Genomic DNA, 18,300 nt, shown 5'->3' on the forward strand with positions numbered 1-18,300 from the left:
TGCCGGGGTGGGCCAAAAGACGGCCCGCGAACTCGGAGGTTTGCCTCGAACTCGGACACTGCAGTGTCCTAGTTCGGAGGAATCCTCCGAGTTCGCGGGTCGGGGTTTGCCGGGAGTGGGGTGGGGGTTAGGGCTGGGCCAGCTTTTTGAGGAGGAGGGTTTCGGCCAGGATGACCTTTTCCAGCTCCGCCAGGTGGACGGACTCGTTCGCGCCGTGGGCGCGGGAGTCGGGGTCCTCGACGCCGGTGACCAGGATCGCGGCGTTCGGGAACGTCTCGAGCAGGTCCGCGATGAACGGGATCGAACCGCCGATGCCGATGTCGACCGGAGCGGTGCCCCAGGCCTCCTCGAAGGCCCAGCGGGCGACCCGCATGGCCTCGGAGTCCGACGGCGCCTTGAACGGGCGGCCGAGGTCGCCCGGCGTCACGGTGACCCGCGAGCCGAACGGCGCGTGCTCGACCAGGTGGGTGCGCAGCGCCTCGAACGCCGCGGCCGGGTCCTGACCGGGCGCGATCCGCAGCGAGAGCTTGGCGCTCGCGCGCGGCACGACCGTGTTCGACGACATCGCGATGCTGGGCGCGTCGATGCCGATCACGGCCAGCGCCGGGCGCGTCCACAGGCGGGCGGTGAGCGGCCCGGTCCCGGCCAGGTGGGCGCCGTCGATCAGGTGGGCGTCGGCGCGCAGCTCGGCCTCGTCATAGTCGACGACCGGGTCCGGCGCGCTGACCAGGCCCGCGATGGCGACGTTGCCGGCGTCGTCGTGCAGGGTCGCGATCAGGCGGGAGAGCAGCGTCAGGGCGTCGAGCACCGGCCCGCCGAACATCCCGGAGTGCACCGCGTGGTCGAGGACGGCGACCTCGACGGTGAGGTCCACGAGCCCGCGCAGCGAGGTGGTCAGGCCGGGGACGCCGACCTTCCAGTTGGCCGAGTCGGCCACGACGATGACGTCGGCGGCGAGCAGGTGGGCGTACTGCGCGAGGAACGGGCCGAAGGACGGCGAGCCGACCTCCTCCTCACCCTCCACGAACACGCTCACGCCGATCTCGAGCTCGTCGGCGAGCACCCGCAGGGCTCCGACGTGGGCGATCACGCCGGCCTTGTCGTCCGCCGCGCCGCGTCCGTACAGGCGACCGTCGCGCTCGGTCGGCTCGAACGGGACGGTGTCCCAGGTCTCGTCCGGGCCGGGCGGCTGGACGTCGTGGTGCGCGTAGAGCAGCACGGTCGGGGCACCGGCGGGCGCCGGCCGGCGCGCGATCACCGCGGGCGCACCCTGGCGCCCGTCGGGCATCGTCGCGGTGAGGATCTGCACCTCGGGCATGCCCACGCCGCGCAGCAGCGCGGCGACCGCCGTCGCGCTCGCGGCGACGTGCGCCTGGTCGAAGGCGGCGCTCGAGACGCTCGGGATGCGCACCAGCGCCTCGAGGTCGGCGCGCAGCCCGGGGAAGGCGGCCGCGACGCGCTGGCGCAGGAGTTCGGTGGGGGTCGTGCTCGGCTCGGTCACGGGCGACCACGCTACCCCCGGGCCTCGACTATCCTGGGTGCGTGCTCTTCCGTAGCAAGCCGACGACACCCGACAAGTCCACCGCGACCCTCAACGGCGCGGCGGGTTCCGAGCGCGCCGAGCAGGCGGGCAAGGGACACCCCACGCCGAAGCGCAAGACCTCCGAGGCGCTGAACAAGCGCCCGCTGGTCCCGGCCGACCGCAAGGCTGCCGGCAAGTCGGCGCGGGTGGCGAACCGCGCGCAGCGCGACCGCGAGTACCAGGCGATGCAGACCGGCGACGAGCGCTACCTGCCGGCCAAGGACAAGGGTCCCGTGCGGCGCTACGTGCGCGACCACGTCGACGCCCGCTGGAACCTCGGCGAGTTCTTCCTGCCGATCGCGATGATCTTCGTCCTCGCGACCTTCGCGTTCGCGAAGGACCGGCTCCTGTCCGTCATCATCATTTTCGCGCTGTACTTCGTGGTGATCGTGACGATGATCGACGCGTTCGTCATGTGGCGGGGCCTCAAGAAGAAGCTGTACGCGAAGTTCGGCGCGGACTCCTACCTCAAGGGCTTGGCGATGTACGCGATCATGCGCGGCTTCCAGATCCGCCGGGCGCGGCTGCCCAAGCCCATGGTCAAGCACGGCGAGTACCCGGCCTGAGCCCACGCGCCGTCGGCGCATGCTGCGGGCCGTAGGGTCGGTGGCATGGTCAACCATCGCTATCTGGGCAACTCCGGGCTGAAGATCTCGGAGATCACGTACGGCAACTGGCTCACGCACGGCTCGCAGGTCGAGAACGACGCCGCCACGGCGTGCGTGCGGGCGGCGCTCGACGTCGGCATCACGACCTTCGACACCGCGGACGTCTACGCGAACACCGCCGCCGAGACCGTGCTCGGCGACGCGCTCCGGGGCGAGCGACGCGAATCGGTCGAGGTGTTCACGAAGGTGTACTGGCCGACCGGTCCCGGCGGCCCCAACGACTGCGGGCTCTCGCGCAAGCACATCATGGAGTCGATCAACGGCTCGCTGACCCGCCTGCGCACCGACTACGTCGACCTGTACCAGGCCCACCGGTACGACACCGAGACCCCCCTCGAAGAGACGATGCAGGCGTTCGCCGACATCGTCCGCCAGGGCAAGGCCCTCTATATCGGCGTCAGCGAGTGGACCGCCGACCAGATCCGCGCCGGCCACGCCCTGAGCAAGGAGCTCGGCTTCCAGCTCATCTCGAGCCAGCCGCAGTACTCGATGCTGTGGCGCGTGATCGAGCCCGAGGTCGTCCCGACCTCGCGCGAGCTCGGCATGTCCCAGATCGTCTGGTCGCCGGTGGCGCAGGGCGTGCTGACCGGCAAGTACGTTCCCGGTCAGCCGCTGCCCGCCGGCTCGCGCGCCACCGACACGAAGGGCGGCGCCGACATGATCAAGCGGTTCATGAACGACGACGTCCTGACCCGGGTCCAGGGTCTGCGTCCGATCGCCGCGGAGCTCGACCTGTCGCTCGCGCAGCTCGCGGTCGCCTGGGTGCTCCAGAACGACAACGTCGCGGCCGCCCTGATCGGCGCCTCGCGGCCCGAGCAGGTCGTCGAGAACGCCAAGGCGTCCGGCGTCACGATCCCGGCCGAGCTGCTCGCGCGCATCGACGAGGTGCTCGGCGACGTCGTCGTGCGCGATCCCGGCATGACGACCCGCACGGCTCCGAAGACCCGCCCGGTCTGAGTCGACGTTCGAGTTCGCTGGTCCGGGTCGAGTTCGCTGATCCGGACCGGCGAACTCGCCACAAATCAGCGAACTCAGCAGCTTGGGACGGACGACGTCGATCCGGACCAGCGAACTCAGCCGGTTCGGGCCGTCCGGGATCAGCGGGGCGGGAGCGTCAGGCGCGGCAGGAGGGCGTGGACTATCGGGCCGATCGCGAGGGCGTAGACGATCGTCGCCCAGCCCACCGTGCCGCCGAGCAGCCAGCCGAACGCGACCACCACGACCTCGATCACCACGCGGACCAGCCCCACCGGTCGGCCGGTGCGGGCCACGAGGCCGGTCATGAGCCCGTCGCGGGGCCCGGGGCCCATCCGCGCGCCGATGTACAGCGCGGTCGCGAGCCCGTTGAGGATGATCCCGGCGGCGGTCAGCCCGACCAGGGCGGGCCAGGCGAGCTCAGGCAGCCGTGCGAGGACGGCGAGGAACGGGTCCACGAGCAGCCCGATGACCAGCACGTTCGCCACGGTCCCGAACCCGGGCCGCTGCCGCAGCGGGATCCAGCACGCCAGCACCGCCACGCTCAGGACGATCACCGCCGTCCCGAAGCTCCAGCCGAGCTGGCGCGCGACGCCCTGGCTCAGCACGTCCCAGGGCATGTTGCCCGTCTGGGCGTGCACGATCAGCGCGATGGACACCGCGTACAGCACGAGGCCGGCGAACAGCTGAGACCCGCGGCGCACCCACCCCACCCGCGGGCCGGTCACCGACGTCGGCGTCGCGGCGGCAGAGGGGATGCGAGCGTCGACGGCGATGTCGTCCGCCTCGCCGCCCGACCGGGCGTCGGCAGCACTCGCACGCGTCGGGCCGTCCGCCGCGCTCATGGGAGCCGCAGCGCCACCGGGGCCGCGGCCGCCGCGCCGTCGTGCATCAGACGCGCGACGGTGACGGACTGGCGGGCGAGGTCGCGCCAGTTCTCCCCCAGCCACTGCTCCGCGTCGAACTGGTTGCCGAAGACCGGGCTGATCGGACGGTCGAGGATCCGGCCGGAGGTGTCCTCGAGCACCCATTCCCACTGTGCGCGGATCATGCCGCCACCGCCGCGGTGTGCAGGCGGTGGGCGTCGGCCGCGAGCGCCCGGTTGATCCGGGAGGCCCACAGCGGACCGCGGTAGATGAACCCGGTGTAGCCCTGCACGAGCGTGGCGCCGACCGCGAGGTACTCCCGCGCGTCCGCCGACGCCGTGATGCCACCGACGCCGATGATGACCGGCTCGGCCCCGAGCCGGGTGCGCAGCCGCGCGACGACGTCCAGCCCGCGGGAGAGCAGCGGCGGCCCGGACAGGCCGCCCTCGCCGTACGTGTGCGCGATCGTCGTGTTCACCGCCACCACCCCATCGAGGCCGAGCTCTGTCACGAGGTCGGCGATCGCGTCGACGTCGTCGTCGGACAGGTCAGGCGCGATCTTGACCAGCAGCGGGACCCGGACGCCGGGCCCGCGCGGCGACGGCGCGTCGTCGGCGGCGGCCCGCACCGCCACGAGGATCGGGCGCAGCGCCTCGACGGACTGGAGGTCGCGCAGCCCGGGGGTGTTGGGCGAGGAGACGTTCACGACGAGGTAGTCCGCGTACGGCGTCAGCAGCCGGGCGGACGTGGCGTAGTCGGCGGCGGCCTCGGCGGCGGGCGTGACCTTGGTCTTGCCGATGTTCACGCCGACGACGAGCGCCCGGCCGGCGGGAGTCGCGCGCAGGCGCCGCAGGCGGGTGGCGACGGCGGCCGCACCCTCGTTGTTGAAGCCCATCCGGTTGCGGATCGCGTGCGAGTCGAGCACGCGCCACAGCCGCGGCTGCGGGTTGCCCGGCTGGCCGTGCGCGGTGATGGTCCCCACCTCGACGAACCCGAAGCCGAGCATCGTCAGGCCGTGTACGGCGACGGCGTTCTTGTCGAAGCCGGCTGCCAGCCCGAACGGGGCGGGGAAGTCGATCCCCATCGCGTGGACCTGAGCGGCGGGACCGGCGGCCAGGGCACGCCGGACCACCGCGGCGAGCGGCGGGACCGCGGCTACGGCCCGGATCGCGCCGAAGCCGAGCCGGTGGGCGCGTTCGGGGTCCATCCGTCGGAACAGGAGGTTGAACAGGAGCGGGTACACGCCGCCCAACCTAGCCGTCAGGACGCCGGGTCGGGGGTCGGTGTTCGTGGTGGTTTCGTCCGCCGGAGCCAGAGCAGCCCGAGCACGGGCAGCACGAGCGGCACGAACCCGTAGCCCTGACCGAATGCCGACCACACCGTGGCTCGCTGGAACGCGGCCGGATCGGCCAGCGAGAACGCGCCGACCACGAGCACACCGACCAGCTCGATGCTCACGGCCACGGTCGCGAGCCGGTGCCGGCCGCGGGCCAGCGCGAGCGTCGCGACGATGTAGATGACGGCGGCCAGCGCCGACAGACCGTAGGCGAGCGGCGCCTGGTGCCAGTTGCTCACGAGCTGGAACCCCGCCCGCCCGGTCGCAGCCAGCGCGAAGACCGCGTAGACGGCCACCAGGACGCGACCGGGCCCGGTCGCGGTCGACGGGGTGGGGACGGGCTGCACGTTCACTGCGCGCCCCACACCTGGAGCAGCCGCCACTGCATGAAGGCGATCGTCAGGGATGCAACGAGCAGCACGACCGAGCTCCAGCGGGTGCGCTCCGCGAAGGCCCAGGCGGCCGCGAGCGGCAGGATGATCAGCGAGCACGCGACGTACCCCCAGAACGTGGCCAGCTCGGCGACCTCCGCGCCGCGCAGCACGACGACGATCGCGACGACCGCCTGCACCGCCAGGACGCCCTCGACCACCGCGGCTCCCCACAGCTGGCGCAGCACCACGGCACGGTCCTGCACGGCGAACACGGCCGCCCAGACCGCGAGGAGGGCCGCCAGCAGCACGACGATGAGCGCGAGGGGGGTGAGCACGGACGCCACAGTAGTGCGGGCATCGCGCGAGCACAGGCACTCGGCGAGCGCGCCCAAGGACGCCGTCGGGCGCGGCGACTACGATCGACGAGTGCCCCTGACCCTGACCTCCAAAGACCCCGCCCGCCTCGCGGCCGACGCTCTCGTCGTCGCGACGGCCTCGACCGACGACGGCGTCGTGCTCGTGGGAGCCGACCTGCTCCCCGCCGCGCTGCGCAACCAGATCCTGCGCGCGGCGGTGACGCTGGGAATCTCCGGCGCCGCCGACGAGGTGTGCAAGCTCCCCAGCGCCGGGGAGCTCGCCGCCCCCGTCCTCGTGCTCACGGGCCTCGGCGCCCGGGCCGACCACTACTCCCCCGAGACCCTGCGCCGCGCGGCCGGTGCCGCGACGCGCTCGCTCGCCGGCGCAGCGTCGGTCGCCGTGGCCCTCCCGGCCGACGACGCCGAGAACCTCGCCGCCGTAGCCGAGGGCGCCCTGCTCGGGGCCTACGGCTTCACGCGGTACCGCGACGCGAAGGCGACCGCCAAGGCCGCCCCGGTCGCGGCGATCGAGATCGTCACGCCGCTCGCCGGGGACGCCGGGGCCAAGGCCGCCGTCGCCCGCGCCGAGGCGATCGCCGCCGCGGTCCACGGCACGCGCGACCTGATCAACGCCGCGCCGAACGACCTGTACCCCGAGGCGTTCGCCGACCTCGCCAAGGCTGCGGTCAAGGGCACGAGCGTGAAGATCACGGTGCTCGACGAGAAGGCGCTCGCCGCGGGCGGCTTCGGCGGCATCCTCGCCGTCGGGCAGGGGTCCGCGCGCGGGCCGCGCCTGGTCAAGCTCACCTACTCCCCCTCGCGCCCGACGGCGAAGGTCGCGCTGGTCGGCAAGGGCATCACGTTCGACTCGGGCGGCATCTCGATCAAGCCGGCCGCCGGCATGGAAGCCATGAAGTCGGACATGTCCGGGGCCGCCGCCGTGCTGCACACCGTGATCGCCGCGGCGCGTCTCGAGCTGCCGGTCGCCGTGACGGGCTGGCTCTGCATCGCGGAGAACATGCCATCGGGCTCGGCCCAGCGCCCCTCCGACGTCATCACGATCCGCGGGGGCAAGACCGTCGAGGTGCTCAACACCGACGCCGAGGGCCGCCTGGTCCTGGCCGACGGCCTCGTGGCCGCGGTCGAGGAGAAGCCCGACGTCGTGCTCGACATCGCGACGCTCACCGGCGCCCAGATGGTCGCCCTCGGCACCCGGGTCTCGGGCGTGATGGGGACCGACGACGTGCGCGCCGAGGTCGTGACGGCAGCCGAGACCGCTGGCGAGCTGTTCTGGCCGATGCCGCTGCCCGAGGACCTGCGCCCGGGGCTCAACTCGAAGTTCGCCGACCTCGCGAACATCTCCGACCGCTGGGGCGGCATGCTCACCGCGGCGCTGTTCCTGCGGGAGTTCGTCGGGACGACGCCGTGGGCGCACCTCGACATCGCCGGGCCGGCCTACAACGAGAAGGCCCCGCACGGGTACACGCCTGTCGGCGGGACCGGTGTCGGCGTGCGGACCATGCTCGCGGTCATCGAGTCGCGGGCCACCAAGAAGTAGGAGCCCGACCCGCGGTACGCCGCGGTCAGAACATCGCGCGGCCGACGTCGCCAGGATCCGCCCGACCGGGGCGCGAACCTGGCGACGTCGTCGTTTGCTGCTGCGTCAACTTCTGCTGCTTGGCGCGCTTGGCCAGGATCCGCTGGCGGCTGGACCAGTCCCGCATGCGCTGGGGGTAGCCGGTGCGGTTGACCTCGTAGATCGGGATGCCCAGGTCGTGGGCGAGCCCGCGGGCGGCGCGCGCGTCCGGCACCCTGCGACGGGTCCACTCGCCGGTCGTGGCGATGAGCATGAGCGTCATCGGGGTCGAGCTCGTCACCGGCTCGATGTAGGCCTCGACGCCGACCTGCGTGCGCACGAACTCCCGGAAGTGCTCGACCGTGGCGTGCTGCGCCTCGCGGGCGGAGGGCTGGGCGGTCGCGCCGCTGGCGCGCTTTCGACGGAAGAACAGGCGCATCGGCACAGAATAACCGCCGTGTCTGGGGAAACGCTGAGGGTTGCCCGAACAGATCAAGACATGGGATGAATGTTCTGAGCCTCACACAAACTGGTCCCCCATCTGGTTAGGGGCGAGGCATCGGCGGTGACAAGATGGGCCGCGAGCATCGACATCAGACCCGCAGCCTGCGTCGGAGGAGTTTCACGTGGCGGACACGAACGGCACTGTTTTTGACATCGTCATCCTGGGCGGAGGCAGCGGCGGGTACGCCACCGCCCTGCGCGGCGCGCAGCTGGGCCTCAAGGTCGCCCTCGTCGAGGGCGGCAAGCTCGGCGGGACCTGCCTGCACAACGGGTGCATCCCGACCAAGGCCCTGCTGCACGCGGCCGAGCTGGCCGACAACGCTCGGGAGGGCGCGCAGTTCGGCGTCCACACCACGCTGGACCACATCGACATGTTCGGCGTCAACGCGTACAAGGACGGCGTCGTCGCCCGGCTCTACAAGGGGCTGCAGGGACTGGTCAAGTCCCGCGCCGTGACCGTCATCGAAGGCTGGGGCAAGCTCGTCGCCCCCGACGCCGTCGAGGTGAACGGCGAGCGCATCGTCGGGCGCAACATCGTGCTCGGTACCGGCTCCTACGCCCGGTCGCTGCCCGGTCTCGAGATCGGCGGCCGCGTCATCACGTCCGACCAGGCGCTCCAGCTCGACTGGGTGCCCAAGTCCGTGGTGGTGCTCGGCGGGGGCGTGATCGGCTCCGAGTTCGCGAGCGTCTGGAAGTCCTTCGGGACCGACGTCACGATCGTCGAGGCGCTCCCCCACCTCGTGCCGAACGAGGACCTCGCCCTGTGCAAGGCGTTCGAGCGCGCGTTCCGCAAGCGCGGCATCAACTTCAACCTCGGCGTGCGGTTCGCCGGCGTCACCCAGGACGACTCGGGCGTGCACGTCTCGCTCGAGGACGGCAAGACGTTCGACGCCGACCTGCTGCTGGTCGCCGTCGGCCGCGGCCCGAACACCGCCGGCCTCGGGTACGAGGAGCAGGGCCTGACCCTGGACCGCGGGTTCGTCATCACGAACGACCGCCTGCACACCGGCGTCGGCAACATCTACGCCGTCGGAGACATCGTCCCGGGCCTGCAGCTCGCGCACCGCGGGTTCGCCCAGGGGATCTTCGTCGCGGAGGAGATCGCCGGCCTCGCGCCGGTCACCATCGTCGAGTCCGGCATCCCGCGCGTCACCTACTCCGAGCCCGAGGTCGCCTCGGTAGGGCTGACCGAGGCCAAGGCCAAGGAGATCCACGGGGACGACGGCGTCGAGACGCTCGAGTACAACCTCGGCGGCAACGGCAAGAGCCAGATCCTCGGCACCACGGGGTTCGTCAAGCTCGTCCGCCAGAAGGACGGGCCCGTGATCGGCGTGCACATGATCGGTTCGCGCGTCGGTGAGCTCATCGGAGAAGGACAGCTGATCGTGAACTGGGAGGCGTACCCGGAAGACGTCGCCACCCTGGTCCACGCCCACCCCACCCAGAACGAAGCGCTCGGCGAGGCCCACCTGGCCCTCGCCGGCAAGCCGCTGCACGCCCACAACTGACCCCACGATCGAAGGAGACACGAGCGGTCATGGCTGACTCCGTGCAGATGCCGGCGCTCGGTGAGAGCGTCACCGAGGGAACCGTCACCCGTTGGCTCAAGGCAGTCGGCGACACCGTCGCCCTCGACGAGCCCCTGCTTGAGGTGTCGACCGACAAGGTCGACACCGAGATCCCGTCGCCCTTCGCGGGCGTGCTCGAGCAGATCCTGGTCCAGGAGGACGAGACCGTCGAGGTCGGCACCGCGCTCGCGGTGATCGGCACCGGCGCGAACGCCCCCGCCGCGGCCGCTCCCGCCGAACAGGCGCCGGCCGAGGCAGCCCCCGTGGCCGCCGCGCCGGTCGAGGCGGCCCCGGTCGCCGTCGCACCCGAGCCCGTCGCACCCCAGGCCGCGCCGGCCGAGGCCGCGGGCGCCGAGGGTGCCCGGGTGACGATGCCGGCGCTCGGCGAGTCTGTGACCGAGGGCACCGTCACCCGGTGGCTCAAGGCCGTAGGCGAGGCCGTCGCGGTCGACGAGCCCCTCCTCGAGGTCTCCACCGACAAGGTCGACACCGAGATCCCGTCCCCGTTCGCGGGGACGCTGCTGCAGATCCTCGTCCAGGAGGACGAGACCGTAGCGGTCGGCACCGCGCTCGCGGTGCTCGGCACCGGGGCAGCGCCGACGGCGGCCCCGGCCAGCCCGGTCGCGGCCGCACCGGCACCCATCTCGCCTGCTCCCGTGGCAGCACCGGTCGCCGCTGCTCCCGTAGCAGCCGCTCCGGTGGCAGCTCCCGCGGCAGCCGCTCCCGTGGCAGCCGCTCCGGCGCAGCACGTGGCCCCCGCCGTCCCGGCCACCGCGGCCACGGCGTCGGGCAGCTACCTCACCCCGCTCGTGCGCAAGCTCGCCACGGAGAAGCGCGTCGACCTGTCGCTCGTGACGGGCACCGGCGTCGGTGGGCGCGTACGCAAGGAAGACGTGCTCGCGGCCGCAGCCCAGGCCGAGGCGGCCGCCGCAGCGGCAGCCGCCGCAGCCCAGGCCGCAACCGCACCCTCTCCTGCGGCACCCACCAAGGCAGCTCCGGCCAAGGCAGCACCGGTGGCCATCTCGCCCCTGCGCGGCACGACCGAGAAGATGTCCCGGCTCCGCAAGCTCGTCGCCGACCGGTTGGTCGAGTCCCTGCAGACGTCCGCTCAGCTCACGACCGTGGTCGAGGTGGACGTCTCCAAGGTGGCGCGCCTGCGGGCCAAGGCCAAGACCGACTTCCAGGCGCGGGAGGGCGTGAACCTCACGTTCCTGCCGTTCTTCGCCCTGGCAGCCGTCGAGGCGCTCAAGACGTACCCGAAGATCAACGCCAGCATCGACGGCAACCAGGTCGTCTACCACGGGTCCGAGAACCTCGGCATCGCGGTCGACACCGAACGGGGCCTCGTCGTCCCGGTGATCAAGGACGCCGGTGACCTCAACCTCGCCGGCATCGCCCGCAAGATCGCCGACCTCGCCTCGCGCACCCGCGCCAACAAGGTGGGCCCGGACGACCTCGCCGGCGGCACGTTCACCATCACCAACACCGGCTCGGGCGGCGCGCTCATCGACACGCCGATCGTGGCGCTGCCCCAGGTCGCGATCCTCGGCACCGGCACGATCGTCAAGCGCCCGGTCATCGCCAAGGACGCGGACGGGTCCGACATCATCGCGATCCGCTCGATGGTCTACCTGTCGCTGTCGTACGACCACCGCCTGGTCGACGGCGCCGACGCCGCGCGGTACCTGATGGCCGTGAAGAACCGTCTCGAAGAAGGGGCGTTCGAGTCCGAAGTCGGGCTCTGACGCTCGCCACCACCGCACGTCGCGCGCGACGTCCGTCCGCGTTCTGCCCGGCTCAGGCCGGGCGGAGCGCGGACGGCCCTCGTTCACGGCCCGATCCCTGAAGGAACGCCATGCAGATCGTCGTCGCCGGCTCGTCCGGACTGATCGGGAACGCGCTCGTCGCGGAGCTCACGCGCGGGGGCCACGACGTGCGGCGCCTGGTGCGCCGACCGCCGTCGGGCCCGAACGAGATCCGGTGGGACCCCGACGCCGGTCGGCTCGACGCGCGCGACCTCGACGGCACCGACGCGGTCATCAACCTCGCGGGCGCCGGCGTGGCCGACCACCGCCTGACCGACAAGTACAAGCAGGTCGTGCTCACCTCGCGCACCCGCACCACGTCCGTGCTGGCGCGCACCATGGCCGGCATGGCGACGCCGCCCGCCGTGCTGCTCCAGGCGTCCGGGATCGGCGCGTACGGCACCTACGCCGACCGCGGCGCCGAGGTGCTCGACGAGACCTCCACGCTCGGAGACACCTTCTTCGCCGGGATCGTGCGAGCCTGGGAGGGTGCCACCGCGCCCGCCCAGGACGCCGGGATCCGGGTGGCGCACCTGCGCACCGGCATCGTGATGGCGCCGTCCGGCGGGGCGCTCGGCAGGCTGCTGCCGATCGTTCGCCTCGGCATCGCGGGGCCTCTCGGCTCCGGCCGCCAGTACTGGAGCTGGATCTCGCTGGTGGACGAGGTGCGCGCGATCGTGCACCTGCTGCAGGCGCCGGTGGCGGGTCCGGTGAACCTCACCACGCCCCACCCGGCCACCAACCTCGAGCTCACCCGCGCGCTCGCGCGTGCCGCCCACCGGCCCGCGGTGATCCCCGTCCCGGCGTTCGCGGTGCGCCTGCTTCTCGGCGAATTCGCCCAGGAGGTGCTCGGTTCGGTCCGCGCGCTGCCCCAGGCCCTCGTCGACAGCGGCTTCACCTGGACCCACCCCGACCTGCCCGACGTCGCCGCCTGGGTCACGAAGCGGTAGGTGCCCCACCCGGGTCGCTGACCGCCACTGCGACGGCGCCGGCCACATCGGCGACCCGCCAGCCCGCAGAGGTCCACGCCAGCGTGAGCACCACCGATCGGGCGGGCTGAGCGGGCATCTCGGTGCTGACCGTGCCGTCTGCCGTCAGCCGCCGATGGGCGGTCAGGGCCGAGGTGATCTCGACGCGTGCCCGCGAGGCCGGCGCTCCCGCGCCCGCATCGACCAGGCGCGCCGAGACGACGTCGGCCGCGAGGCCCTGGATCCGCACGCCCGCCTCGTCCAGCCCGGCGAGCAGCGCCAGGTCGGCGACCTGCGCCGCCTCCCCGACCACCTCGACCTCGGCCAGCGCGGCCGGATCACCGGCGGCGAGCAGCACGGCCCGCCGCTCGGTGAGCACCACGGCGGCGGCGACCGGGTCGGCGAGCCCGGGCGATCCCGCCGCCGCCGCAGCGCGGACCTTTCCCGCACTGGGTGACCTCATGCTCGCCACGACCACGCCGCCCGCCACCAGGGTCACGACGACCACAAGACCCGCGGCGGCCGCTCGCCAGCGGCGGCGCGACTCCCGGTGCCGCGAGCGGGACGGCCGCACCGTCATCGCCGACCGCGGGCTCGGCTCGCTCGCAAGCTGGGCGAGCGTGGTCCGGGCGAGCACGGCGGCGTCGGGCACGCTGAGCGGCTCTGGGGCCACCGCGGCGTAGCACCACGCGGCGAGCTCGTTCGCGGACGGACGCGCCGCCGGATCCGGGGAGCACGCGCCCTCGAGCACCTCCCGCAGCTCCGACGCGCCGCCACCGGCCAGGGCCGCCAGCACCGTCCGGGCCACCGCGTGCACGTCGGCGGGCGGCTCGGGCCGGTCGCCGCGCTCCGTCTCGGGGGCGGCGAAGCCGGGCGTGCCCCGCGAACCCCGCCGGTCCCGGGATCCCGCCTGCGCGGTCACCGCGCCGAGCAGGTCGACCAGCACGGGGCGGCCGTCGGGTCGCACCACGACGTTCGCCGGTGACACGTCGCCGTGCACGAGGCCCGCGGCGTGCAGCGTCGCCAACGCCTGGGCGAGCGGGACCACGAGCGTCACCGACTCGCCGTCGGACAGCCGCGCACGGGCCGCGAGCAGGGTCGCCAGGTTGACGCCGGGCACCTCCGCGAGCAGGACCGCGCAGCGCCGGAGCTCGCGGTCCGACCCGGGCACGACCGTGCCCGGATCGGATTCTTCCAGCGCCACCACGTCGACGATCTCCGCGAGGTGGTCATGATCCAGCGCGGCGAGGACGTCGAGGCGCTCGCGCCACCGCACGCCCGCAGCGCCGGGCGGGATCGCCAGCTCGGTGACCACCACCCTGGTCCCCGGTGCAGGGCCGTCCGGGAGCCCGACGGCGGCCCACGCCGGCCCGTGCGAGCCGACCCCGACCGGCCCGGCCACGCGGTACCCGGCCGCACGCAACGCGGCGGCCAGGTCGGACGGGACGGCGTCGGGATCCATGCGCCCAGCAAACCGCCAGCGGGCGGGCGTCGACCGTTGTCCACAGCGCCGATCGCCGACGTCGCCCTGGCGACGATCGTCTCGACCGGGGTCGCACCAGCGTGGCGTCGCGGCTCGCGCGGGACGAAGACGCCTGACACAGTGAACCGATGCTGACTCAGGTGGCCGACGGCGTGTGGGTCCGGCAGAGCGAGTGGGTCTGGAGCAATGCCATCGTGGTGCGCGGTGAGCGCGGGTTGATCCTGGTCGATCCCGGCATCGACGGATCCGATCTGAACCAGCTCGCCGATGACGTCGACCAGCTCGGCCTGCCTGTGGTCGCCGGTTTCTCCACCCATCCCCACTGGGACCACCTGCTCTGGCACCCCCGGTTCGGCGACGTGCCGCGCTACGCCACCGCCGCCGGCGCGCAGGCAGCCGGCGCCGCCCGCGAGCGGGCGCAGGAGATGGCGACCCAGAGCGCCACGGGCATCCCGCTCGAGCTGATCGGGCTCCTGACCCCGCTGCCCACTGACGGGGGCCCCGTGCCGGGCGAGATCGTCGAGCATCAGGCGCATGCCGTCGGGCATGCCGCTGTCCTCCTCGCGGACCGTGGCGTCCTGCTCGCCGGCGACATGCTCTCCGACGTCCTGATCCCGCTCCTCGACCCTCGCCGCCCCGATCAGGTCGAGGCCTACGAGACGGCGCTCGACCTGCTGGGCGTGGCCGCCCGGCACGTCGACGTCATCGTCCCCGGCCATGGCACCGTCGCCACCGGGCCCGAGGTCGCGGCCCGCCTGGCCGCTGACCGCGCCTACCTCGACGCGCTGCGCGGTGGAACAGAACCGGTCGACGCACGCCTGGATCAGGACTGGCTCTCGGGCCCCCACCAGTCGAACCTGGAGCAGGCCCGCCGCTCAGCCGGATGAGCACCCGACCTGCTGGCACCACGTCGGGTGTCGATCTGGGCGCGACTCGTTCGTCATCTGGGTGTCAGTATCGAAAAGACCTCCGGAAGGAACCGACCATGCGCTACTCGCTTCTGCTCCACTACCCCGAGATGTCCGCCGAGGACCTCGGCGCCGAGGCACTCGCCGAGGGGATGAAGGCGTTCGACGACTACGCCAAGGCGCTCGACGCCGCGGGCGTGCTCGCTTCGGCCGAGGTGCTCATGCCGTCGGCCGCGACGACGACGATCAGCCTCGCGACGGGCGGGCTGGTCGTGCAGGACGGCCCGTTCGCCGACACCAAGGAGCAGCTCGGCGGCACGTTCGTCATCGACGTCGCCGACCTGGACGCCGCCCTCGCCTGGGCGCAGCAAGCTCCCTCAGCGCGCTACGGGCACATCGAGATCCGCCCGACGGCGACGCGCTTCAACAACGGCGCGTGGACGGGCGGCCCGGGAATCTGATGGCCGCCGACGCCGCGTCCGTCCACGCCGCCGCCGAGCGTGCGGCGCGGGCGGGCTATGGCCGGCTCGTCGCGCTGCTCGCCGCTTCGACGCGTGATGTCGCCCTCGCCGAGGACGTGCTCGCGGATGCCTTCGAGCGCGCGCTCGCGACGTGGCCACAGTCCGGCATCCCCGACAACCCCGAAGGGTGGCTGCTCACCGTGGCCCGCAATCGTCTGCGCGACGTCTTCGGCTCGGCCGCCCGTCGCACCTCGACACCCCTGTCCGACGACGTCGAGGTGGCCGACCCGCTCGACGTCGCAGCGCTCGCCGAGGACGCCGATGCGATCGGCGACAAGCGCCTCGAACTGCTCTTCGTGTGCGCGCACCCGGCGATCGACGCCCATATCCGCACGCCGCTCATGCTGCAGACGGTGCTCGGCTTCGATGCCGTGCAGATCGCGCGGATCTTCGACGTCGAGCCCACCGCGATGGCTCAGCGGCTGGTGCGGGCGAAGCGCCGCATCCGCGACACCGGCATCCCGTTCGTCGTGCCGACATGCCCGATCGGCTGGCGTCGGTGCTCGAGGCGATCTACGGCGCGTATGCGATCGACTGGCTGTCGCAGCCAGACGACGTGCGGCAGTCGATCGCCGACGAGGCGCGCTGGCTCGCCGTCCTCACCGCATCCCTGCTCCAGACCGAGCCGGAGGCCTGGGGTCTCGCGGCACTGCTCACCCTCGCGCAGTCCCGCGCTCCGGCGCGCGTCGGCGACCCGTGGCCGCGCCTCGACGATCAGGATCCGGCGCTGTGGTCGCCCGAGCTCATCCGCGAGGGCGAGGCCCTGCTCAAGCGCGCCGCGTCGTTCCGGCGGCCGCTGGGCCGGTTCCAGCTCGAGGCCGCCATCCAGTCGGTGCACTGCGACCGAGCGCGCAGCGGCCACGTCGACGCCGATGCACTCGTCACGCTGTACCGCGGGCTGGTCGCGATCGCCCCGACCCGCGGCGCCGAGGAGGGCCTTGCCGCCGCCCTGGCACGATCCGCGAGCAGGCAGTCGGACGTCGCCCCGCGCCGCCCGGCCGTGCAGCACCTACGCTGAGGCCGAATTCAGCACCCCGTACCGCGGGGGCCACGACGACGTGGAGGAACCATGTTCGCGCTCACGATCGCTTTCAGCGGGTTCTCGGTGGACGACCTCGCCCGGGCCAAGGAGTTCTACGGCTCCGTCCTCGGGGTCCGGGTGTCCGAGGCGAACGGCATGCTCCGGCTGCACACGGCCGGCGACCACGAGACCCTGATCTACCCGAAGGACGACCACGTCCCGGCGACCTTCACGATCCTCAACTTCCCGGTCGACGACCTCGAGTCCACGGTGGACGAGCTGACGGCCCGCGGCGTCGAGTTCGAGAAGTACCCCTGGGTCGACCCGAAGGGGATCAACCGGCAGGGCGGTCCGCTGATCGCCTGGTTCAAGGACCCGGCGGGCAACATCCTCTCCGTCCTCCAAGAGAGCTGAGCCCGACAGCAGATCAGCCGCCGACGCCGGGCGGGTCGAGCGGGGCGCCGTCGCCGTTGGGCGGTAGGTCTCCCCGGTCGACCGGGTTCTGAGCCATCGGGATGTCGGCAAAAAGGTGGCGAAGCTCGTCCTCCCCCGGTACCCGGACCCCCTCGGCTGCCGCACGCAGGGTCGCCGCCTCGACGTCCACGCCCTCGAGCGCGACGTGCGCGTCTCCGCGTTCGACGGCGCATCGCAGCGTCGGCTCGGGCTCCGAGGAGTCGGGCAGCGTGGCGCACGAGACGATGTCCGCGGCGCGGCCCCGCGAGGTGGTGAGCGTGACAGTACCGACGGCCGCCCCGCCGCCGGACCTGAAGTAGATCGCCGACATGCCGTCGTCGCCCATGACGCCCACGGACTGGGTCGCGAGCTCGAACCCCTCGATGCCGGTGACGTACACGAGCTCCGGCGCGATCCCGGCCGGCTTCGACCAGGTGGCGATCGTGGTCGGCGGCGCCGGATCAGGCCCGGCGCACGCGCCGAGGGCGAAGATCGCGGGCACGGTGAGGACGATGGCGGCGCGCCGGGTGCTGGTCACCCCAGGCACCGTACCGGTGCGTCACGAGCGACCGGCGACGCACGACGAGCTGTCTGATGCGGCCGCCTCGCGGTACCCGAGTCACTCCTGGCGAACGGCTTCCTTGCCGTCGACGACGTCGATGTCGCCGTGGCCGAGCGCCCCGGCGGGTTGAAGGGTCAGGGAAACGCATCCGGTCGAGGTCGTCGTCGACGTGATGAGCGTGAACGCCCCAGGGACGCTGCCGTCGCTGAAGAGCCGTTTTCCGTGGCCGACGACGACAGGGAAGATGATCAGGCGGTACTCGTCGACCAGGCCGGCATCGTGCAGCGTGTGAGCGAGCGCGCAGCTGCCGTGGACCTGGAGCTCGCCGCCCGGCCTCGCCTTGAGCCGCTCGACGGTGGCGACGACGTCGTCGGCGATGACCGAGGTGTTGTGCCACGCGGGCTCGCGCAGCGTCGTCGAGACGACATGCTTGGGCCGGGTGTTGAGCACCGCCGCCACCACGTCGTCGGGGTCGGTGATCTGAGACCAGAAGGCATGCATCATGTCGTAGGTCGTCCGGCCGAGCAGGATCTCGTCGGTCTTCGCGAACCAGTCACCGACGATCGACCCGAACTCCTCGCCGACGAACGGCACGACCCACCCGCCTTGGTCAAAGCCGCCCGAACGGTCCTCGTCCGGCCCGCCGGGTCCCTGCATGACGCCGTCCAGGCTGAGGAAGATGTTGAGCGTGAGCTTCATCGAGGTCTCCTTCCTGAGGCTGCGTGACAGCCGCCGGGTGAACCGTTCGTCACTTCACGATCGACCTTGCCAGGC

Annotated in this window: 20 protein-coding genes and 1 pseudogene; 11 read left to right on the plus strand and 10 right to left on the minus strand. The window is 72.6% G+C overall.

The genetic code is table 11. The annotated features are described in order from the left end of the window. Positions 1-127: 127 nt before the first annotated feature. Entirely contained in the window at positions 128-1,501 is a 1,374-nt protein-coding gene (locus tag VTA80_RS02605) for a dipeptidase (protein ID WP_407343864.1), read from the minus strand. Between the two features lie 41 nt (positions 1,502-1,542). Here VTA80_RS02605 and VTA80_RS02610 point away from each other — a divergent pair, with 41 nt between their 5' ends. Then, positions 1,543-2,148, plus strand: coding sequence for a DUF3043 domain-containing protein (locus VTA80_RS02610; RefSeq protein WP_407343865.1), 606 nt, complete (start codon positions 1,543-1,545; stop codon positions 2,146-2,148). A gap of 45 nt (positions 2,149-2,193) precedes the next feature. Then, entirely contained in the window at positions 2,194-3,207 is a 1,014-nt protein-coding gene (locus tag VTA80_RS02615) for an aldo/keto reductase family protein (protein ID WP_407343866.1), read from the plus strand. A gap of 140 nt (positions 3,208-3,347) precedes the next feature. Here VTA80_RS02615 and VTA80_RS02620 read toward each other — a convergent pair whose 3' ends face one another. Genes VTA80_RS02620 through VTA80_RS02640 form a run of 5 tightly spaced genes read right to left on the minus strand, consistent with a single transcriptional unit; the run spans position 3,348 to position 6,136 of the window. Further along, positions 3,348-4,070 (minus strand): YczE/YyaS/YitT family protein, encoded by a 723-nt coding sequence (locus VTA80_RS02620; RefSeq protein WP_407343867.1) that lies wholly within the window; start codon positions 4,068-4,070, stop codon positions 3,348-3,350. Beyond that, complete coding sequence (locus VTA80_RS02625) at positions 4,067-4,276, minus strand: hypothetical protein (RefSeq protein WP_407343868.1); 210 nt, start codon at positions 4,274-4,276, stop codon at positions 4,067-4,069. The genes VTA80_RS02620 and VTA80_RS02625 overlap by 4 nt, the downstream gene beginning before the upstream one ends. Then, positions 4,273-5,334, minus strand: a complete 1,062-nt coding sequence (locus tag VTA80_RS02630; RefSeq protein ID WP_407343869.1) for a quinone-dependent dihydroorotate dehydrogenase — start codon at positions 5,332-5,334, stop codon at positions 4,273-4,275. Before VTA80_RS02630 ends, VTA80_RS02625 begins: the two co-directional genes overlap by 4 nt. A gap of 17 nt (positions 5,335-5,351) precedes the next feature. Beyond that, on the minus strand, positions 5,352-5,780 hold the full coding sequence (locus VTA80_RS02635) for a hypothetical protein (protein WP_407343870.1): 429 nt from the start codon (positions 5,778-5,780) through the stop codon (positions 5,352-5,354). Next, positions 5,777-6,136, minus strand: a complete 360-nt coding sequence (locus VTA80_RS02640) for a hypothetical protein (protein ID WP_407343871.1) — start codon at positions 6,134-6,136, stop codon at positions 5,777-5,779. Before VTA80_RS02640 ends, VTA80_RS02635 begins: the two co-directional genes overlap by 4 nt. A 91-nt stretch (positions 6,137-6,227) precedes the next feature. Here VTA80_RS02640 and VTA80_RS02645 point away from each other — a divergent pair, with 91 nt between their 5' ends. Further along, complete coding sequence (locus VTA80_RS02645) at positions 6,228-7,715, plus strand: leucyl aminopeptidase (protein ID WP_407343872.1); 1,488 nt, start codon at positions 6,228-6,230, stop codon at positions 7,713-7,715. 25 nt (positions 7,716-7,740) lie between these two features. Here VTA80_RS02645 and VTA80_RS02650 read toward each other — a convergent pair whose 3' ends face one another. Beyond that, positions 7,741-8,172: an oxidoreductase gene (locus tag VTA80_RS02650; RefSeq protein WP_407343873.1), complete on the minus strand. Its 432-nt coding sequence runs from the start codon at positions 8,170-8,172 to the stop codon at positions 7,741-7,743. A 187-nt stretch (positions 8,173-8,359) separates the two neighbouring features. On the opposite strand from VTA80_RS02650, the gene lpdA reads away from it, so the two are divergent. The 3 genes from lpdA to VTA80_RS02665 all read left to right on the plus strand — a co-directional run bounded on the left by lpdA (position 8,360) and on the right by VTA80_RS02665 (position 12,560). Beyond that, positions 8,360-9,745, plus strand: coding sequence for a dihydrolipoyl dehydrogenase (gene lpdA, locus VTA80_RS02655; RefSeq protein ID WP_407343874.1), 1,386 nt, complete (start codon positions 8,360-8,362; stop codon positions 9,743-9,745). 29 nt (positions 9,746-9,774) lie between these two features. Further along, complete coding sequence (gene sucB / locus VTA80_RS02660; RefSeq protein WP_407343875.1) at positions 9,775-11,550, plus strand: 2-oxoglutarate dehydrogenase, E2 component, dihydrolipoamide succinyltransferase; 1,776 nt, start codon at positions 9,775-9,777, stop codon at positions 11,548-11,550. Between the two features lie 110 nt (positions 11,551-11,660). Beyond that, complete coding sequence (locus VTA80_RS02665; protein ID WP_407343876.1) at positions 11,661-12,560, plus strand: TIGR01777 family oxidoreductase; 900 nt, start codon at positions 11,661-11,663, stop codon at positions 12,558-12,560. Here the strand turns inward: VTA80_RS02665 and VTA80_RS02670 are convergent. Next, complete coding sequence (locus VTA80_RS02670) at positions 12,547-14,040, minus strand: protein kinase domain-containing protein (RefSeq protein ID WP_407343877.1); 1,494 nt, start codon at positions 14,038-14,040, stop codon at positions 12,547-12,549. The two genes, VTA80_RS02665 and VTA80_RS02670, sit on opposite strands and share 14 nt — an antisense overlap. Before the next feature lie 149 nt (positions 14,041-14,189). Here VTA80_RS02670 and VTA80_RS02675 point away from each other — a divergent pair, with 149 nt between their 5' ends. The 5 genes and pseudogenes from VTA80_RS02675 to VTA80_RS02695 all read left to right on the plus strand — a co-directional run bounded on the left by VTA80_RS02675 (position 14,190) and on the right by VTA80_RS02695 (position 16,925). Further along, a complete protein-coding gene (locus tag VTA80_RS02675; RefSeq protein WP_407343878.1) occupies positions 14,190-14,948 on the plus strand; it encodes an MBL fold metallo-hydrolase in 759 nt (252 codons plus the stop codon). Between the two features lie 98 nt (positions 14,949-15,046). Continuing rightward, positions 15,047-15,430 carry a YciI family protein gene (locus VTA80_RS02680; protein ID WP_407343879.1) on the plus strand — a complete coding sequence of 128 codons (384 nt, stop codon included), beginning with the start codon at positions 15,047-15,049 and terminating at the stop codon, positions 15,428-15,430. Then, positions 15,430-15,615: pseudogene (locus VTA80_RS02685) on the plus strand (RNA polymerase subunit sigma-70); the annotation flags it as partial. The gene VTA80_RS02680 and the pseudogene VTA80_RS02685, both read left to right, overlap by 1 nt. 353 nt (positions 15,616-15,968) lie before the next feature. Beyond that, positions 15,969-16,508 (plus strand): DUF6596 domain-containing protein, encoded by a 540-nt coding sequence (locus VTA80_RS02690; protein ID WP_407343880.1) that lies wholly within the window; start codon positions 15,969-15,971, stop codon positions 16,506-16,508. Positions 16,509-16,559: 51 nt separating this feature from the next. After that, positions 16,560-16,925, plus strand: a complete 366-nt coding sequence (locus VTA80_RS02695) for a VOC family protein (RefSeq protein WP_407343881.1) — start codon at positions 16,560-16,562, stop codon at positions 16,923-16,925. A 13-nt stretch (positions 16,926-16,938) separates the two neighbouring features. Here VTA80_RS02695 and VTA80_RS02700 read toward each other — a convergent pair whose 3' ends face one another. Both VTA80_RS02700 and VTA80_RS02705 read right to left on the minus strand, forming a co-directional pair. Beyond that, entirely contained in the window at positions 16,939-17,502 is a 564-nt protein-coding gene (locus VTA80_RS02700) for a hypothetical protein (protein ID WP_407343882.1), read from the minus strand. Between the two features lie 81 nt (positions 17,503-17,583). Next, positions 17,584-18,225 (minus strand): dihydrofolate reductase family protein, encoded by a 642-nt coding sequence (locus VTA80_RS02705; protein WP_407343884.1) that lies wholly within the window; start codon positions 18,223-18,225, stop codon positions 17,584-17,586. Positions 18,226-18,300: the final 75 nt, after the last annotated feature.

Source organism: Pengzhenrongella phosphoraccumulans (assembly GCF_045689905.1).
GTDB classification, from domain to species: Bacteria; Actinomycetota; Actinomycetes; order Actinomycetales; family Cellulomonadaceae; genus Pengzhenrongella; species Pengzhenrongella phosphoraccumulans.